The organism is Pseudomonas sp. IC_126, assembly GCF_004331835.1.
Taxonomy (GTDB): Bacteria; Pseudomonadota; Gammaproteobacteria; order Pseudomonadales; family Pseudomonadaceae; genus Stutzerimonas.
This window is the reverse complement of the sequence record NZ_SJSS01000001.1, coordinates 713,069-727,158: the sequence shown is the minus strand read 5'-3', so window position 1 is coordinate 727,158 and position 14,090 is coordinate 713,069. Positions and strand designations below refer to the sequence as shown.

18 protein-coding genes are annotated in these 14,090 nt (G+C 60.7%); 7 read left to right on the top strand and 11 right to left on the bottom strand.

The window, feature by feature from the left end; all coding sequences use genetic code 11:
- Window positions 1-12: 12 nt before the first annotated feature.
- A complete protein-coding gene (locus E0D86_RS03385; RefSeq protein WP_131648545.1) occupies window positions 13-768 on the bottom strand; it encodes a sulfite exporter TauE/SafE family protein in 756 nt (251 codons plus the stop codon).
- 105 nt (window positions 769-873) lie between these two features.
- On the opposite strand from E0D86_RS03385, the gene E0D86_RS03380 reads away from it, so the two are divergent.
- Window positions 874-1,830 carry a LysR family transcriptional regulator gene (locus E0D86_RS03380; RefSeq protein WP_131648544.1) on the top strand — a complete coding sequence of 319 codons (957 nt, stop codon included), beginning with the start codon at window positions 874-876 and terminating at the stop codon, window positions 1,828-1,830.
- Window positions 1,831-1,840: 10 nt separating this feature from the next.
- Here the strand turns inward: E0D86_RS03380 and E0D86_RS03375 are convergent, their stop codons facing one another.
- Window positions 1,841-2,182: a ribonuclease E inhibitor RraB gene (locus tag E0D86_RS03375; protein WP_131648543.1), complete on the bottom strand. Its 342-nt coding sequence runs from the start codon at window positions 2,180-2,182 to the stop codon at window positions 1,841-1,843.
- A 300-nt stretch (window positions 2,183-2,482) separates the two neighbouring features.
- A complete protein-coding gene (gene speE, locus E0D86_RS03370; RefSeq protein ID WP_131648542.1) occupies window positions 2,483-3,343 on the bottom strand; it encodes a polyamine aminopropyltransferase in 861 nt (286 codons plus the stop codon).
- A 169-nt stretch (window positions 3,344-3,512) separates the two neighbouring features.
- Between speE and E0D86_RS03365 the strand changes: the two genes are divergently transcribed.
- A complete protein-coding gene (locus E0D86_RS03365) occupies window positions 3,513-4,445 on the top strand; it encodes a DNA-3-methyladenine glycosylase (protein ID WP_131648541.1) in 933 nt (310 codons plus the stop codon).
- Between the two features lie 51 nt (window positions 4,446-4,496).
- Here E0D86_RS03365 and E0D86_RS03360 read toward each other — a convergent pair whose 3' ends face one another.
- The 7 genes from E0D86_RS03360 to aroC form a co-directional block, all read right to left on the bottom strand.
- Window positions 4,497-4,688: a PLDc N-terminal domain-containing protein gene (locus E0D86_RS03360; protein WP_131648540.1), complete on the bottom strand. Its 192-nt coding sequence runs from the start codon at window positions 4,686-4,688 to the stop codon at window positions 4,497-4,499.
- A gap of 4 nt (window positions 4,689-4,692) precedes the next feature.
- Window positions 4,693-4,902, bottom strand: a complete 210-nt coding sequence (locus E0D86_RS03355; RefSeq protein WP_131648539.1) for a PLD nuclease N-terminal domain-containing protein — start codon at window positions 4,900-4,902, stop codon at window positions 4,693-4,695.
- Window positions 4,903-4,975: 73 nt separating this feature from the next.
- Window positions 4,976-5,659, bottom strand: a complete 684-nt coding sequence (gene mtnC, locus E0D86_RS03350; protein WP_131648538.1) for an acireductone synthase — start codon at window positions 5,657-5,659, stop codon at window positions 4,976-4,978.
- Window positions 5,660-5,661: 2 nt separating this feature from the next.
- A complete protein-coding gene (locus tag E0D86_RS03345) occupies window positions 5,662-6,207 on the bottom strand; it encodes an acireductone dioxygenase (protein WP_131648537.1) in 546 nt (181 codons plus the stop codon).
- An 82-nt stretch (window positions 6,208-6,289) separates the two neighbouring features.
- Complete coding sequence (locus E0D86_RS03340) at window positions 6,290-6,910, bottom strand: methylthioribulose 1-phosphate dehydratase (RefSeq protein WP_131648536.1); 621 nt, start codon at window positions 6,908-6,910, stop codon at window positions 6,290-6,292.
- Entirely contained in the window at window positions 6,907-8,058 is a 1,152-nt protein-coding gene (locus tag E0D86_RS03335) for an MFS transporter (protein WP_131648535.1), read from the bottom strand. The genes E0D86_RS03340 and E0D86_RS03335 overlap by 4 nt, the downstream gene beginning before the upstream one ends.
- 83 nt (window positions 8,059-8,141) lie before the next feature.
- Window positions 8,142-9,233 (bottom strand): chorismate synthase, encoded by a 1,092-nt coding sequence (gene aroC / locus E0D86_RS03330; protein ID WP_131648534.1) that lies wholly within the window; start codon window positions 9,231-9,233, stop codon window positions 8,142-8,144.
- A gap of 154 nt (window positions 9,234-9,387) precedes the next feature.
- Here aroC and E0D86_RS03325 point away from each other — a divergent pair, with 154 nt between their 5' ends.
- Window positions 9,388-10,353, top strand: coding sequence for an alpha/beta hydrolase (locus tag E0D86_RS03325; protein WP_131648533.1), 966 nt, complete (start codon window positions 9,388-9,390; stop codon window positions 10,351-10,353).
- Window positions 10,354-10,419: 66 nt separating this feature from the next.
- Complete coding sequence (locus E0D86_RS03320; RefSeq protein WP_131648532.1) at window positions 10,420-11,211, top strand: hypothetical protein; 792 nt, start codon at window positions 10,420-10,422, stop codon at window positions 11,209-11,211.
- Between the two features lie 33 nt (window positions 11,212-11,244).
- Here the strand turns inward: E0D86_RS03320 and prmB are convergent, their stop codons facing one another.
- A complete protein-coding gene (gene prmB / locus E0D86_RS03315) occupies window positions 11,245-12,165 on the bottom strand; it encodes a 50S ribosomal protein L3 N(5)-glutamine methyltransferase (RefSeq protein ID WP_131648531.1) in 921 nt (306 codons plus the stop codon).
- 188 nt (window positions 12,166-12,353) lie between these two features.
- Here prmB and E0D86_RS03310 point away from each other — a divergent pair, with 188 nt between their 5' ends.
- The 3 genes from E0D86_RS03310 to E0D86_RS03300 all read left to right on the top strand — a co-directional run bounded on the left by E0D86_RS03310 (window position 12,354) and on the right by E0D86_RS03300 (window position 13,975).
- Window positions 12,354-12,947, top strand: a complete 594-nt coding sequence (locus E0D86_RS03310) for a cysteine hydrolase family protein (RefSeq protein WP_131648530.1) — start codon at window positions 12,354-12,356, stop codon at window positions 12,945-12,947.
- A gap of 85 nt (window positions 12,948-13,032) precedes the next feature.
- Window positions 13,033-13,350, top strand: coding sequence for a hypothetical protein (locus E0D86_RS03305; RefSeq protein ID WP_131648529.1), 318 nt, complete (start codon window positions 13,033-13,035; stop codon window positions 13,348-13,350).
- A gap of 67 nt (window positions 13,351-13,417) precedes the next feature.
- Window positions 13,418-13,975 (top strand): Smr/MutS family protein, encoded by a 558-nt coding sequence (locus E0D86_RS03300; RefSeq protein WP_131648528.1) that lies wholly within the window; start codon window positions 13,418-13,420, stop codon window positions 13,973-13,975.
- The last annotated feature ends 115 nt before the right edge of the window (window positions 13,976-14,090 follow it).

Here is a 14,090-nt window from a genome sequence, read left to right as displayed (position 1 = left end):
ACGTCAAACGTGTCAGACCTCGAACGCCAGCATCACAGCACTTAGTAGCAGGAAGCCGCTGAACAGAACGCGCAACAGGCGTTCCGGCAGCGCGTGTGCCAGTTTCACGCCAAGGCTGATACTGAGCAGTCCGCCAACGGCAAGCGGCAACCCCAGCGACCAGTCGACCTGGTCGTGAGTGGCATAGGCGAATAACGTTACGGCGGTGCTTGGCGCCGCCAACGACAATGACAGCCCCTGTGCAACGACCTGCGATGTACCGAACACTGCCGTAAGCACCGGCGTGGCAAGCACCGCGCCGCCAACGCCGAACAATCCACCCAACGCACCGGCGCCAGCACCCAGCACGCCCAGCCAAGGCCACGGATGGCGCAATTCGGTACTCCCAGGCTGCGACCGAATGAAAACGCGCAACAAGGTGTAGGCAGCTAGGGCGACGAGGAAACCGACGAAGGCGATACGCATGCGGCCAGCATCGAGCGAAACCGCAATGGCGGCACCCGCAATGGCAAAAAAGAAACTGGCTATACCCAGCGCCGCAGCGTGGCGCGGGTCGATGCGGTTGCGCTGGTGATAACGCCAGATGGCGAGCAGCACATTAGGCACAACCATCACCAACGCCGTGCCTTGCGCAACCTGCTGATCCAGCCCGAACAGCACGCCGAGCACCGGAATCGCAATCAACCCACCGCCGATTCCGAACAGGCCGCCGAGTGTTCCCAACGCCAAACCCAACACCACATTCAGCCCGAGCCCGACGAAGTCCATGATCGCTTCCTGATAAAAACCGCAATGCTACTCACCGCCCTCTAGTAGGTACACGCACAAGCCTGCACAATGGTTTTGCAACTTACGCAAAGCGGAGCAACGAACATGGATGCCAACGCACTCACCGATCAGTTCCGGCTATTTCTCGCCGTGATCGATACCTCCAGCTTTTCAGCTGCGGGCCGCCTGCATGGACTCACGCCCTCTTCCGTTGCCCGTCGTATCGATTCGCTGGAACGCTCGCTTGCCTGCCAACTGGTCAGCCGCAACACCCATTCCATCAAGCCCACCGCAGCCGGGCAGGTCTTTGCCGAGCGCGCCAGGCGTATCGTTCAGGAACTCAACCTGGCCCGCGCCGAAATGACATCGCTACAAAGCACACCGGAAGGCCGCATCCGTATCGATGCGCCAGCGCCTTTCGGCCGCCGGCATCTGGCACCTGCGCTTGCGGAGTTTCTGCAGGCCTATCCGGGTGTGGATATCCAGCTACGCCTGATCGACAGCTTTGTCGATCTGCAGGGCGAACACTTAGGCGAAGTCGATCTGGTACTGCGTATCGGCCCGCTGGCCGAAACACGGCTGGTCGCCACGGCACTGGCGCCGATGACGCGCATCGCCTGCGCCAGCCCCGATTACCTGGCGCGGCGAGGCACTCCGATATCGGTCGCGGAGTTGCCAGAACATGACGGGTTGGATTGGGATGCACTGGCACCGACCCACGCTTGGCGATTTGAGTATGAGGGCAAGTTGCAGCTGTTACGGCCGAGACGCCTGCGGATGATCGCGAACAATGCCGAAGCGCTGCTTTGCGGCACCGTGGCTGGCCTGGGTATTGCGCATCTGCCGACCTGGTTGATCAGCGATCACCTGCTGCGCGGGGAATTGCTGCCGCTGTTCTGTGAACAGGGCCTGCCAGCGCCGGAGCCAAGCGGCATCTACGCCCTGCGCCTGACCAGGGAAGCCGACTCTCGCAGCCGGTTGCTACTAGAGTTTCTGAAAAGCCGGTTTGGCCCGATCCCACCCTGGGATCAGGCACTGCAAAGCGGGCTAAGCTTTGGTTAAGGAATTGACGTCAGACGGGGCAGCCGGATATTTCCTGGGTGACGCCCCAGCCATCAACCACGCCACCCAGCGGCTCGATCAGATTTTCCAGATCCTGTTCGAAATCACCAATGCCATCGAAGGTGGCGTACATCACCTTGCTGACCTGTAGGTCCCAGGCGCCGTCATCACGTGGGGCGATCTGGGCGTTGATGCATTCACCGCGAAATTGGCTTGCGGCGGCAGACGCACACTCGCGATCGGGAAATACGGCATAGAACTCGATCGGATGGACGCGGGCGAAATCGAAACCGCCCTCTTTCATCCTCATCAATACGTTGCTGCTTACATCCTCATGGAAGGTGGCACTCATAAAACAACCTCCTCTCACTCATGGATGAAACGGTGGGGGAATGGATAGAGTCTTGAGTCAGCCTCTTTGCGGATATCGGCTGACTAGAGCCAATCGCAAATACCTTTAACAGATAAGAAACCGCAACGGGAAACAGCGTGCGGTATAAACAATAGGCCTCAGCAGTGCTGAGTAGTTCGGTTCAGGCGCCGCATGCCGTCCCCCAACGACATACGGTGTACGCATCGTTATCGGGCGCATGATAGACATCGAGCCAACCTGCACACTGCGGCAAACAGACTGCCGCAGTGCGCTAAGCGCTCAATCGTTGCTCGGCTTGCTGATGGCCTGCAACACATACTGAGGCAGCGCGAACGCGCCGATATGGATGTGCGGGTTGTAATAGCGGGTGACGATTCCGCTGCCGGCGAAACGCTGGCTCAGAGTTTCCAGCGTCAGTTTGCGGCTGGCCGAGTCGCAAGCGCCCCAGGCGAAGGTCATGGCGCCGCCGATGTAGGTAGGCACCGCCGCCTGGTAAAAATGCCAGTCAGGGAAGAGCCCGGTCATGCGCTTGGCGGTGGTCTGCACTTCGGCCAACTGCATGAACGGCGTACCGTTCTGCGTGACCAGAATTCCACCTTCGTTGAGGCAGCGGCGGCAGGCCTGGTAGAAGTTTTCCGAGAACAGCACTTCGCCGGGACCGATAGGGTCGGTCGAGTCGGAAATGATCACATCGAACTTTTCTTCGGTGGTCGCAACGAAGCGCATGCCGTCGTCGATCACTAGATTCAATCGCGGATCAGCGAATGCGCCTTTCGAGTGCTCCGGCAGGAATTCCTTGCACATCTCCACCACGGTGCCATCGATCTCGACCATGGTGATGCTTTCCACATCCCGATGCTTGGCGACTTCGCGAAGCATCCCGCCGTCGCCGCCACCGATGATCAGCACGCGGCGCGCCAGACCATGCGCCAGAATCGGTACGTGAGTAAGCATTTCGTGATAGATGAATTCATCGGCCTCGGTGGTCTGGATTACGCCGTCGAGCGCCATGACGCGTCCCATTCGGGCATTCTCGAAAATCACCAGATGTTGATGCTCGGTACGCACTTCATGCAGCATCTTGTCGATCCTGAAGCGCTGGCCGTATCCCTCGTAGAGAGTTTCCTGATAGTCGCTCATGGGGTGTCTCCCTGATGGATGGCGTAACAGACAAGCCGCCCGCAGGCCGCACGGACTGCCCGTTGGCAAAGAGGCGCATTCTACTTTGGTCTCATGACAGGGGAAACCATACCGCTTTCAAAGCGCTTTCGGTGAAGACAACCCCATCAACGACGGCTATGGTCGGCCCATGACGCCTCTGCACCTGCCCTATATCGCCCCCTGGAACTGGACACAATTTCACCAGCACTTCGCGCTGCGGCTGTTGCCGGGAGTCGAGGCGCTGGATGCCGACCGCTACAGCCGTACCGTTCGCGTGAATGGAAGTGTCGGCTGGATCAGCGTGCGACCGTTACCGGGCCAGGACGCCATTGAACTGACCCTGAGCGACTCGTTACATGAGCACGCACCCATGCTGGTTTCTCAGATTCGCAAGATGTTCGATCTCGACATCGACCCGGCAGCCGTAGCGCGGCATTTCATCGACGATCCGCAGCTCGGGCCGCTGGTCGTTGCGCATCCCTGGCTGCGCCTGCCCAGCGCTTTCGATCCGTTCGAACAGGCAGTGCGCGCCATCATTGGCCAGCAGGTCACGGTGAAAGCCGCCGTGACCATCACTCGACGGCTAGTAGAGCGGCTCGGCGGCGAGCTACCCCGCTCAACGGCGAGCCAAGCCGCCGGTTTGCTCACGCTGTTTCCCAGCCCGGCAGCGATAGCGCAAGCCCAACTGGACAATATCGGCATGCCTGGCAAGCGCGTTGCGACACTGCAACGCCTGGCGGCTGCGGTGGCAGAAGGTGCGCTCACACTTCAGGTTCAGGACGGTGCGGATGAACTTATTCGCAGGCTCTGCATGTTGCCTGGCATCGGCCCGTGGACCGCCGAGTACATCGCATTGAGAGGATTTGGCGAAGCGGACGCCTTTCCGGCCGCCGATCTCGGCCTGCTGAAAGCGCCCTTATGGGGGAGCGAGGGTATTACAGCGAGACAGTTATTGGCTCGATCACAGGCATGGCGACCTTGGCGGGCCTACGCTGCGGTACATATCTGGCAGAACTACGGCGTCACGGCAGGACAAAAAAGGCCGGTCACAAAGGCCGGGCCAGCAGCCTCAACGAGTTAGTGGTTGCTCGCGAATCGCGGCATGACAACCAACTGGCTCCGCCCGCACAGCTCACAACCTGACCTTGGCAAAGTGCCCCGCCGCAACGAACCACATGATCAGCCCCACTACCGGCAGCAGCACGATAACGAGGCTCCAGATGATCTTTCGCCCCACCTCGATACGGCTACGCCACACCTGAACGATGGCCAGCACATCGCCTACCAGCACTACCACTGCCAGCAGAGCACTCCAGGTTTCCATGGGCTTAGGGTCTCAGGTTCCGGTCGTCGGGGCGGTTACCACGCGGCCCCATGATGCCCCAGATGATCAGACCCAACACCGGCAGGATCACAATCAGCAACACCCACATCGCCTTTTTGCCAGTCGTGGCGTCGCTGCGCAGCACGCTGACGATGGCCCAGACATCCAGTGCCAGAATGAGCAGGCCGAAAATACCGCCGAAGGCATCGGTCATGGCAAGACTCCAATTACAGTGAGTACGTAATTAGGATGCCGGGGCGGTTTGAGGGTTCAGTAAGACGACCCGTTCAATAACGGGCCGGGTCGATCGCGGCAAAGCTTTGGACGGACTCATGACCAGTCAGCTCGCCGCCTTCGCGAGCCAGGCCACAGGTGTGCATGCCGGCCTGACGCGCAGCGTCCAGCTCTTCCACCACATCGGACAGAAACAGAACCTCATCCGCCTGCAGGCCGATCGATCCGGCTATTCGTCGGTAAGACTCAACCTCACGCTTGTGGCCGCTGCCCGTGTCGAAGTAACCGGAGAACAGTGGGGTCAGATCCCCCGCTTCAGCACATCCGAAAATCAGCTTTTGCGCCTGAATCGATCCGGAGGAATACACATAGAGCGCGTAGCCCTGCTCATGCCAACGATGCAGCGCGTCCACCGCATCCGGGTAGACATGGCCTTTGATCTGACCGGCCCGATAACCTTCGGCCCAGACCATGCCTTGCAGTACTTTCAAAGAGGTGGCTTTGCGATCGGCGGCGATCCATTCCAACAGAACTTCAACAACGCGCTCGACGCTCGCCTCCGGCTCGCCGCTTTCACTGCGTACAGCCTCAATCTGCGCAGCCACCGCCGGCTCCGCCGCATGCTTGCGCACGAACGCTGGCAGGTGCTCGCGGGCATAGGGGAACAGTACGTCGAAGACGAAGCTCACCGCGCTGGTGGTGCCTTCGATATCGGTGAGAATGGCCTTGATCGGCATCTTCAATCCTCCAGGCGCGGGAAGCGACCGGCGAGGTCTTCACCGGTGAATTGCGCGACCCAGCCTTCTGGATTGTTGAACAGGCGAATGGCGACGAAGTGCGGATTTTCACCCATGTCGAACCAGTGCCGGGTGCCGGCGGGCACGGAGATCAGATCGTTCTTTTCGCACAGCACGGCGTAGACCTTGTCATCGATATGCAACGTGAAAAGACCCCGCCCAGCAACGAAGAAGCGCACCTCGTCCTCGGCATGACGATGTTCTTCGAGAAACTTGGCCCGCAACTCGGCTTTTTGCGGGTGATCGTTGCTCAGGCTAATGACGTCTACCGTGACGTAGCCCCGCTCGTTCATCAGTCGGTCGATCTGCGGCCGATAGGCGGCAATCACCTCTTCCGGGCTGGCACCGGCGGCAAGCGGCGCACTGGCCTGCCAGCGTTCGAGGCGCACGCCAACCTCAGCCAATGTGGCGGCGATATCTTCGACATGGGTGAGCACCTTGAGAGGCTGCTCGGGAGCGTTGTCCTGATAGACGCTGAGAATGCTCATGGGGTTGTCTCCGAACCGGGTGCTGTCCCGGCTTCTCATCGGTTATTCGGGCACGCGTTGCGTGCGGTAGAAAGAGCGGCGGTCAGACACGCTGCAACATGCGCATCTTCAGTTCGCAATCGAACAGGAACTCGAACGCCTCGATCTGGCGCAGCGCGTCGTTCATCTGTGCGCCCCAGGTATAGAGGCCATGCCCACGGATCAGATAACCAGCGCAGTCGGGATGCTCGTCGAGCCAGGGCTGAACACGCGCGGCGAGTCGCTCGATATCCTGATCATTGTCGAAGATCGGCACCAGCACCTGGGATTCATGGGTCGCGATGCCGCTGAACGCCTTCTGCAACTCGTAATCAGCAAAGACCAGCGAATCACTCAGGCAGACGCGCGAAAGCACGGTGGCGTTGACCGAATGCGTATGCAGCACGGCGCCGATTTCCGGCTGCCAGCGATACAGCTGCGTATGCAGCAGGGTTTCCGCCGAGGGCTTCTTGCCCTCCTCCAGGCTGCGCCCGTCCATATCGACGGCCAGCAGATCATCCACCGTCAGCTGACCTTTGTGCTTGCCCGAAACGGTCAGTAGCGCCTCGGCGCTGGCCAGCCGCGCCGAATAGTTACTACTGGTCGCCGGCGACCAACCGCGACCATAGAGAAAGCGACCCGCGTCGATGATGGCCTGCGACAAGTGTTCACGAGTGGCTGTCATGCCCGGTTCTCCTGCTTGGGGATGGCAATGATAACGGCTGCGGCCAGTGCCGCCAGACTGGCGATGGCGAAGGTCCAGAACGGCCCGAGGCTGGCCCAGCTGTAGCCGGAGTAAAGCGCGCCCAGCGCTCCGCCGACACCCGCGAGCGTCGCGTACAACGCTTGTCCTTGCCCCTGCTGGCGGTGGCCGAAGCTACGCTGGACGAAATGTATCGCCGCCGCATGAAAACTGCCGAACGTCGCCGCATGCATCAATTGCGCGATCAACAGCACGCCCAGATGATCGGCCAGCGTGCCGAGCAGTAGCCAGCGGATCGCCGCCAGCATGAAACTGGCCATCAGGACCTGACGCAACGAAAAGCGCGCCATCAGCGCAGCCATGACCAGAAAAAGCAGAATCTCCGCGACCACACCCAGCGCCCACAACAGGCCGATGGTGCTCCGGCTATAGCCAAGCGACTCGAGGTGAATACTTAAAAAAGTGTAGTAAGGCCCGTGGCTGACCTGCATCAGTCCAACACAGACAAAGAACGCGAGTACGCCGGGACGGCACAACTGACGAAGGAAGCCACCCTGTTCAGCCAGATCCGGTCGTTGTTCCGGCGCGGCATTGGGCACCCAGACACTGGCGATGACGATGCCGACCATGACCACCATCACCGCCACGGGGTAAATATCCAGGGTCAGACGCTCGAACAGTGCACCAAGCCCCACCACCGCCGCGATGAAGCCGATGCTGCCCCACAAACGGATCTGACTGTAGCGCGATGCCTGATCACGAAGATGCGCGAGCGTGATGACTTCGAACTGCGGCAGCACGGCATGCCAGAAAAACGCATGCAACGCCATGACCAGCGCGAGCCAGGCGTAGCTCTTGCCGAAGAAAATCAGACCGAACGACAGCAGCGTACAGAGCGCACCAATGCGGACGATCACCAAACGCTGCCCGGTGACATCGCCCAGCCAGCCCCAGAGATTCGGTGCCAGGCAGCGCATCAGCATCGGTATGGCGACCAGCTCGCCAATGCGCTCGGCACTGAATCCCAGGTGATCGAAATACAACCCAAGAAACGGCGCAGCGGAGCCGAGCAGCGCGAAATAGAAGAAATAGAAGCTGGACAGGCGCCAGTAAGGAAGAGAAGCAGCCATAAGCTGGAAGCCAGAAGCTGGAAGCGAAACCGTAGCGTAAGGATGGAATTCCTATCTCTGGCTTCAGGCGTCCAGCTTCAAGCTCATCGCTGCCCTAACACCGGAGTCGTCACCCGCACATCGGCATTCTGACCACGATGCCGCAGCAGATGGTCCAGCAGGACGATGGCCATCATCGCTTCGGCAATGGGCGTGGCGCGAATACCTACGCAGGGGTCGTGGCGGCCTTTGGTGATGACATCGACCGGGTTGCCGTCAATGTCGATCGAGCGGCCGGGCGTGGTGATGCTTGAGGTCGGCTTAAGCGCCAGATGGGCGATGATCGCCTGGCCGCTGGAGATTCCGCCGAGCACGCCGCCGGCATTGTTCGAGAGAAAGCCGTCCGGGGTCAGCTCGTCACGATGCTCGGTGCCACGCTGGGAAACACTGGCGAAACCGGCACCAATCTCCACACCCTTGACGGCGTTGATGCTCATCAGCGCATGGGCCAGGTCGGCATCCAGACGATCGAAGATCGGCTCGCCCAGGCCTGGCGGTACGCCCTCGGCAACGACGGAAATCTTTGCGCCGACCGAATCCTGATCGCGACGCAATTGATCCATATAAGCTTCGAGCTCCGGCACCTTGTCTGGATCGGGGCTGAAGAAGGCGTTCTGCTCGACGCTGTCCCAGGTCTTGAAGGGGATCTCGATCGGACCTAGCTGACTCATGTAGCCGCGCACCTCAATGCCGAGAGTCGCCAGGTATTTCTTGGCGATGGCGCCGGCCGCTACGCGCATCGCGGTTTCACGCGCCGAGCTGCGACCACCGCCGCGGTAATCACGTAGCCCATACTTGTGGTGGTAGCTGTAGTCGGCGTGGGCCGGGCGGAACTGATCCTTGATCGCCGAGTAGTCCTTGGACTTCTGGTCGGTATTGCCGATCAGCAGGCCGATCGGACAACCGGTCGTGCGTCCTTCGAACACGCCAGAGAGAATCTCGACCTCGTCGGCTTCCTGTCGCTGGGTCGTGTGCCGGCTGGTGCCGGGCTTGCGTCGATCAAGGTCGCGTTGAAGGTCGGCGACGGTTAATTCCAGCCCCGGCGGGCAACCATCGACGATCGCGACCAGCGCAGGACCGTGACTTTCACCAGCTGTGGTGACGGTGAACAGCTTGCCGTATGTGTTGCCGGACATGCAGGGCGCTCCGCGATCGACCTAAACGAGGGGGCGGAAGTATACCCGAGCCGCCGCAGGTTTCACCGCTTCGGTGACTGCGCGTATGGTTGACAGGCGAACCAAGTGCTTCGCATCGCATCCAACCCGCTTCGCCGATGGTTGACCCCTACTCATGCGCACGCTCTTGCTGTTTGTCCTTCTCGCCATGCTTGCTCCACATATCCAAGCTCAGACGCTGCTGAATCAGGCCGTTACGGTGCAAGTACCGGAAGGTCGTCTACATGGCACTCTGCTGCTTCCCAAAAGCGCCGAACCTATACCGGTCGCGCTGCTGATTGCCGGATCGGGCCCCACCGACCGCAACGGCAACAGCCCAATGGGCCACAACGACAGCCTCAAGCGGCTGGCACAGGCGCTGGCCAAGCGCGGCATTGCCAGCCTGCGCTATGACAAACGGGGCGTTGGGCAAAGCCTTGCAGTCGCTCCAGACGAAAGGCAACTGCACGTGGAGCGCTACGCCGCTGACGCGGTGGCCTGGGCACAGATGTTGAAAGCCGACCCGCGCTTCTCTGCTGTCGTGCTGGTCGGGCACAGCGAGGGCGCGCTGATCGCCAGCCTGGCCACGCCTGTCGCCAAGCCCGACGCACTGATCAGCATTGCCGGCAGCGGCCGCCCAATCGACTTGCTGCTGCGTGAGCAACTCCAGGGCCGCCTGCCGCCAGCGCTACTGGCAACCGCGCATTACCTGATCGACGAACTCAAGGTGGGACGAGTGCATGAGCAAGTGCCTGATGCGCTACAGATCCTGTTTCGTCCAAGCGTGCAGCCTTATCTGATTTCCCTGTTCGGTAAAGACCCGGCAGAGGCCTTCGCCAGCACGACCGTGCCGGCCCTGATCATCCAGGGCACCCATGACATCCAGGTCGAGCAGGAAGATGCCGAAGCCTTGCAGCGCGCCCGAGGAGACGCCGAGCTGGCACTGATTGAGGGGATGAACCACGTACTGCGCATCGTGCCGATGGATCGCAACGAACAGACCGCCTCCTACAACCAGCCCGAGCTGCCGATCGCCTATGCGCTGACGGAGCGGATCAGCCAATTTCTGCGCAGAAATGGCTTATTGCCAGCCTCCAGCTAGCCGAACGTCGGCCGATACGCTCTTTGCCCACGCAACGACTCGCTCCTGGAGCCCATGGACGCCGACATGACCGACAGCTCGCCTTCCGCTAACGACAGCGAGGCCCAAACGCCTGACACAACGCCGCAGCCGCATCCCTGGGCGGAGCTCGCCCCGGATCGTTTTCGACTACTGCGCCTGGCGCCACTTCCGACCGATCGGGATACCGGTGCGCGGCCGTTGAGGTTCGTTGAACTGGCTCAAGTCGAACGGCATACACCGCAGCAGAGTTTACTGAAGCTGTTCGTGCGGCTACCGGGCCAGGTTTTGCCGAAGAAGCACAATGCACTGGAAGTCTGGGCGGATCATCGTGCCAAGGAGCTGCGCTTTGGCCCCGACTCCGGCCTGCATATGCAGCCAGTCAATCGTGGCCTCGGACGCTTTCTGCTGGCGCAGGGTGCGCTTTGGGCTCAGAAGCGCTGGGCACACTACCTAGTCGAAGGCGGCGCCCTTTCCGCTGCGGACATAACCGGCGAAGACATGCGCTTGCGCCGCGACCAGTGCCTACTGAGTCAAGGCTTCGATGTGCTCTATCCGGAGCCCAGCAAACTCAAGGCGACCTATAGCGCGTCTCGTGTCAGCTCACTGCGCCCCGACTGGAACCTGGAGAAAGTCCAGATCATCGACCTGAAGGATGCTGCCGCGATGCTGGAGCAGGCCGATCAGAATCTGTTGGAGCAGGAAAACAAGATCCGAGACCAGCAGGAGCGGCTGAACAAATTCCGCCGGGAAGATGGCACGCTCAGATTCACCATTGCCTGCCTGATCGCCTTCTCACTGTTCCAGGCGGGGTTGCTGATCTGGATTGCGACTCGCTGAGTCCCGTGCCGCCCCACATCGCAGCGCTGCTTTCTAGCCTTTGAGGCGAGCGCGAAACAATGCCTGATGCTCGCGGCATTGGCTGGCGGCAAGCAGAAATACGCCATGCCCGCCTTCGCTGAATTCCAGCCAGGTAAAGGTCACCTCGGGGTAAAGCGCCTCGACATGCACCTGGCTGTTACCTACCTCGATAACCAAGGTGCCGGTTTCGGTCAGGTGATCAGCCGCCTCGGCCAGCATGCGCCGCACCAGGTCCAGCCCATCATCCCCACAGGCTAGCCCCAGGGCCGGCTCGTGATGGTATTCGTCCGGCATGTCGGCGAAGTCTTCCGCATCCACATACGGAGGGTTGGAGACGATCAGATCGAAGCGCTGGCCGGGCAACCCGTCGAAGCCATCGCTCTGCACGGTGTAGACCCGATCCTCCACGCCATGATGCTCGATATTGCGATTCGCCACTTCGAGCGCCTCGAACGACAGGTCGGCCAGTACCACTTCGGCATCGAGAAACTCATAAGCGCAGGCAATCCCGATGCAACCGGAGCCGGTGCACAGATCGAGAATCCGAGCGGGGGGCTGCGCCAGCCAGGGTTCGAAGCGACGATCGATCAGTTGCCCGATTGGCGAACGCGGAATCAACACGCGCTCGTCGACGATGAACGGCAGCCCGCAGAACCAGGCTTGCCCCAGCAGGTAGGCGGTGGGCACACGCTGCTCGATTCGACGATGCAGCAGGTTTTGCAAATGCTGCCGCTCATCGTCTTCCAGCCGGCAGTCGAGATAGCTGTCAGCCATTTCCCAGGGCAGATGCAGGGCACCAAGCACCAGCTGACGCGCTTCATCCCAGGCATTGTCCGTGCCGTGACCGAAGAACAGCTGTTCGGCCTGGAAGCGGCTGACGGCCCAGCGAATGTAATCGCGCAAGGTGCGCAATTGGGACGGCGAAGCGGTCACGGCAGCATCTCCTTCTGAAAAGCGCGAGAGTTTAGCCGATGGCTTCGCGACTTTCTCAAATCGTATAGAAGGATCATGGGTCTATTGCAGGATTGCGTAACTCCGCTGGCGAAATCATCATCTTGGGCAGTTCACATATTGGTCATCTAGCGCCACAATCAGGCCCCTCTCAAAACAAGGAGTCAGTGATGTCCAAGCCACAGACCATGCTTCAGCTCAGTGGCCGCAGTTATGCACCGGCGACTCTGGCTAACGCGACCGTTGTGGTCATTGACGCTCAGGAAGAATATCGGACAGGGACTCTTGCGCTACCGAACCTGAGCTCAGCGCTGGAGGAAATCAAGAGCCTGGTCAGCGCTGCGCGCGCCGCCGGTGCACCCGTCGTGCATGTTCATCACCTGGGTATTCCAGGCGGGCTGTTCGACCCGCAGGGCCTACGCGGCCAGATCATGCCGGAAGCCGCGCCGCTCCCCGGCGAAACCGTGATCGGCAAGACCCTGCCCAACGCCTTCGCCGGCACTGAATTGCACGAGCTGTTGCAGCAGCATGGCCGCCTCGACCTCATCGTCTGCGGCTTCATGACCCACTCCAGCGTGAGCACCACGGTTCGCGCGGCGAAAGACTATGGGTACCGCTGTACCCTCGTTGACAAAGCTTGCGCCACCCGCGATCTGCCAATGGGAGACGGTGTGCTCGAGGCGGCACAGGTGCATCGCATGGAAATGACCATTCTCGCGGACAACTTCGCTGTTTGCGTGGCTGACGTAGGAGCACTGGCGTAATCGTTCGCGCCGTAAGCGTTACCTGACCGCGAATAAAACTGACCGGGCTGCCCCGGTCATAGCCAGTTCTGACGAGGTAACCGGAATGAAACGAACCGATGGATTCGATGCACGCCGACTTCGCCCTCGCGAGCAACGGAGCTGGGGCGCACGCCTCGGCGCAATGCTGGGCCTGCTGTTGAGCATCCTCGGTGTGCTTCTGGCGGGATCTGGTGCGGCGTCCCTGTTCGGCAGCCATGCAGCCTTCGCCAACATGGCGTTCGAATATGAAGAAGCAGTGACGCTATTGGTGCTTGGCCTGGCTTTGCTGGTTATCGGTCTGCTCATCCGACACCGCGTGCGTCGCCGGTTGCGTGAACCCGGTGGACTGAGCCTGTCCCCAGGACTGAAGAAGAAGCGCTGACCTCTGCGCTTCGAGCAGGTTGAAAGCGGAGGCTTTCGGGTAAGATCGCCTGCAACGCGGAGGCCCCATGCAAGACGACGACTTTTCCCTGTTCAAATCAGCCGTTCATGGCGTCAAGCCAATCAAACACGACCGCGCCGACACCGGCAAACCACGCAGCAACAAGGCGCAGATCGCCACTCGACGCGCAAACGCAGTCATCAGCGACAGCGAAATCCGCATCGATGGGCTTTCCGATCAGTTCGTCATCGATGTCGCAGCGGAAGACGAGCTGTATTGGGCACGCGACGGTGTGCAAGACAGCCAGATGCGCAAGCTCAAAGCCGGCCAGATCCCCTTCGAAGGCAGCCTGGATCTGCATGGGCTGAGCGTCGAAAAGGCGCGCGAGCTGCTCTGGGATTTCCTTGCCGAAGCCAGCAAGTTCGAAATTCGCTGCGTGCGGGTCACCCACGGCAAGGCCGCACGCGTCGACGGCAAACGCCCAATGATCAAGAGCCACGTCAATACCTGGCTGCGTCAGCATGCCCAAGTGCTTGGCTTTTCTTCATGCCTGCCGAGACATGGCGGCACCGGGGCGGTTTACGTGATGCTCAAACGCACCATGCTCGAAGGGAGGGATGAGTAGCAGCCCAAGCTGACAGAGCCCGCGAAGCCAAACGAGCCGTCGCTCCTCTTGCGGCTTGTAGCGTGCAGCTTGCTGTTCCCCCTTGCCAGCGCGGCGGGTGCACCCTACCCTTCGC

Excerpts from the sequence above, each read along its gene's own strand:
- E0D86_RS03385 (WP_131648545.1), bottom strand. The coding sequence starts at position 768 with ATGGACTTCGTCGGGCTCGGGCTGAATGTGGTGTTGGGTTTGGCGTTG.
- E0D86_RS03380 (WP_131648544.1), top strand. The coding sequence starts at position 874 with ATGGATGCCAACGCACTCACCGATCAGTTCCGGCTATTTCTCGCCGTG.
- E0D86_RS03375 (WP_131648543.1), bottom strand. The coding sequence starts at position 2,182 with ATGAGTGCCACCTTCCATGAGGATGTAAGCAGCAACGTATTGATGAGG.
- speE (WP_131648542.1), bottom strand. The coding sequence starts at position 3,343 with ATGAGCGACTATCAGGAAACTCTCTACGAGGGATACGGCCAGCGCTTC.
- E0D86_RS03365 (WP_131648541.1), top strand. The coding sequence starts at position 3,513 with ATGACGCCTCTGCACCTGCCCTATATCGCCCCCTGGAACTGGACACAA.
- E0D86_RS03360 (WP_131648540.1), bottom strand. The coding sequence starts at position 4,688 with ATGGAAACCTGGAGTGCTCTGCTGGCAGTGGTAGTGCTGGTAGGCGAT.
- E0D86_RS03355 (WP_131648539.1), bottom strand. The coding sequence starts at position 4,902 with ATGACCGATGCCTTCGGCGGTATTTTCGGCCTGCTCATTCTGGCACTG.
- mtnC (WP_131648538.1), bottom strand. The coding sequence starts at position 5,659 with ATGCCGATCAAGGCCATTCTCACCGATATCGAAGGCACCACCAGCGCG.
- E0D86_RS03345 (WP_131648537.1), bottom strand. The coding sequence starts at position 6,207 with ATGAGCATTCTCAGCGTCTATCAGGACAACGCTCCCGAGCAGCCTCTC.
- E0D86_RS03340 (WP_131648536.1), bottom strand. The coding sequence starts at position 6,910 with ATGACAGCCACTCGTGAACACTTGTCGCAGGCCATCATCGACGCGGGT.
- E0D86_RS03335 (WP_131648535.1), bottom strand. The coding sequence starts at position 8,058 with ATGGCTGCTTCTCTTCCTTACTGGCGCCTGTCCAGCTTCTATTTCTTC.
- aroC (WP_131648534.1), bottom strand. The coding sequence starts at position 9,233 with ATGTCCGGCAACACATACGGCAAGCTGTTCACCGTCACCACAGCTGGT.
- E0D86_RS03325 (WP_131648533.1), top strand. The coding sequence starts at position 9,388 with ATGCGCACGCTCTTGCTGTTTGTCCTTCTCGCCATGCTTGCTCCACAT.
- E0D86_RS03320 (WP_131648532.1), top strand. The coding sequence starts at position 10,420 with ATGACCGACAGCTCGCCTTCCGCTAACGACAGCGAGGCCCAAACGCCT.
- E0D86_RS03310 (WP_131648530.1), top strand. The coding sequence starts at position 12,354 with ATGTCCAAGCCACAGACCATGCTTCAGCTCAGTGGCCGCAGTTATGCA.
- E0D86_RS03305 (WP_131648529.1), top strand. The coding sequence starts at position 13,033 with ATGAAACGAACCGATGGATTCGATGCACGCCGACTTCGCCCTCGCGAG.
- E0D86_RS03300 (WP_131648528.1), top strand. The coding sequence starts at position 13,418 with ATGCAAGACGACGACTTTTCCCTGTTCAAATCAGCCGTTCATGGCGTC.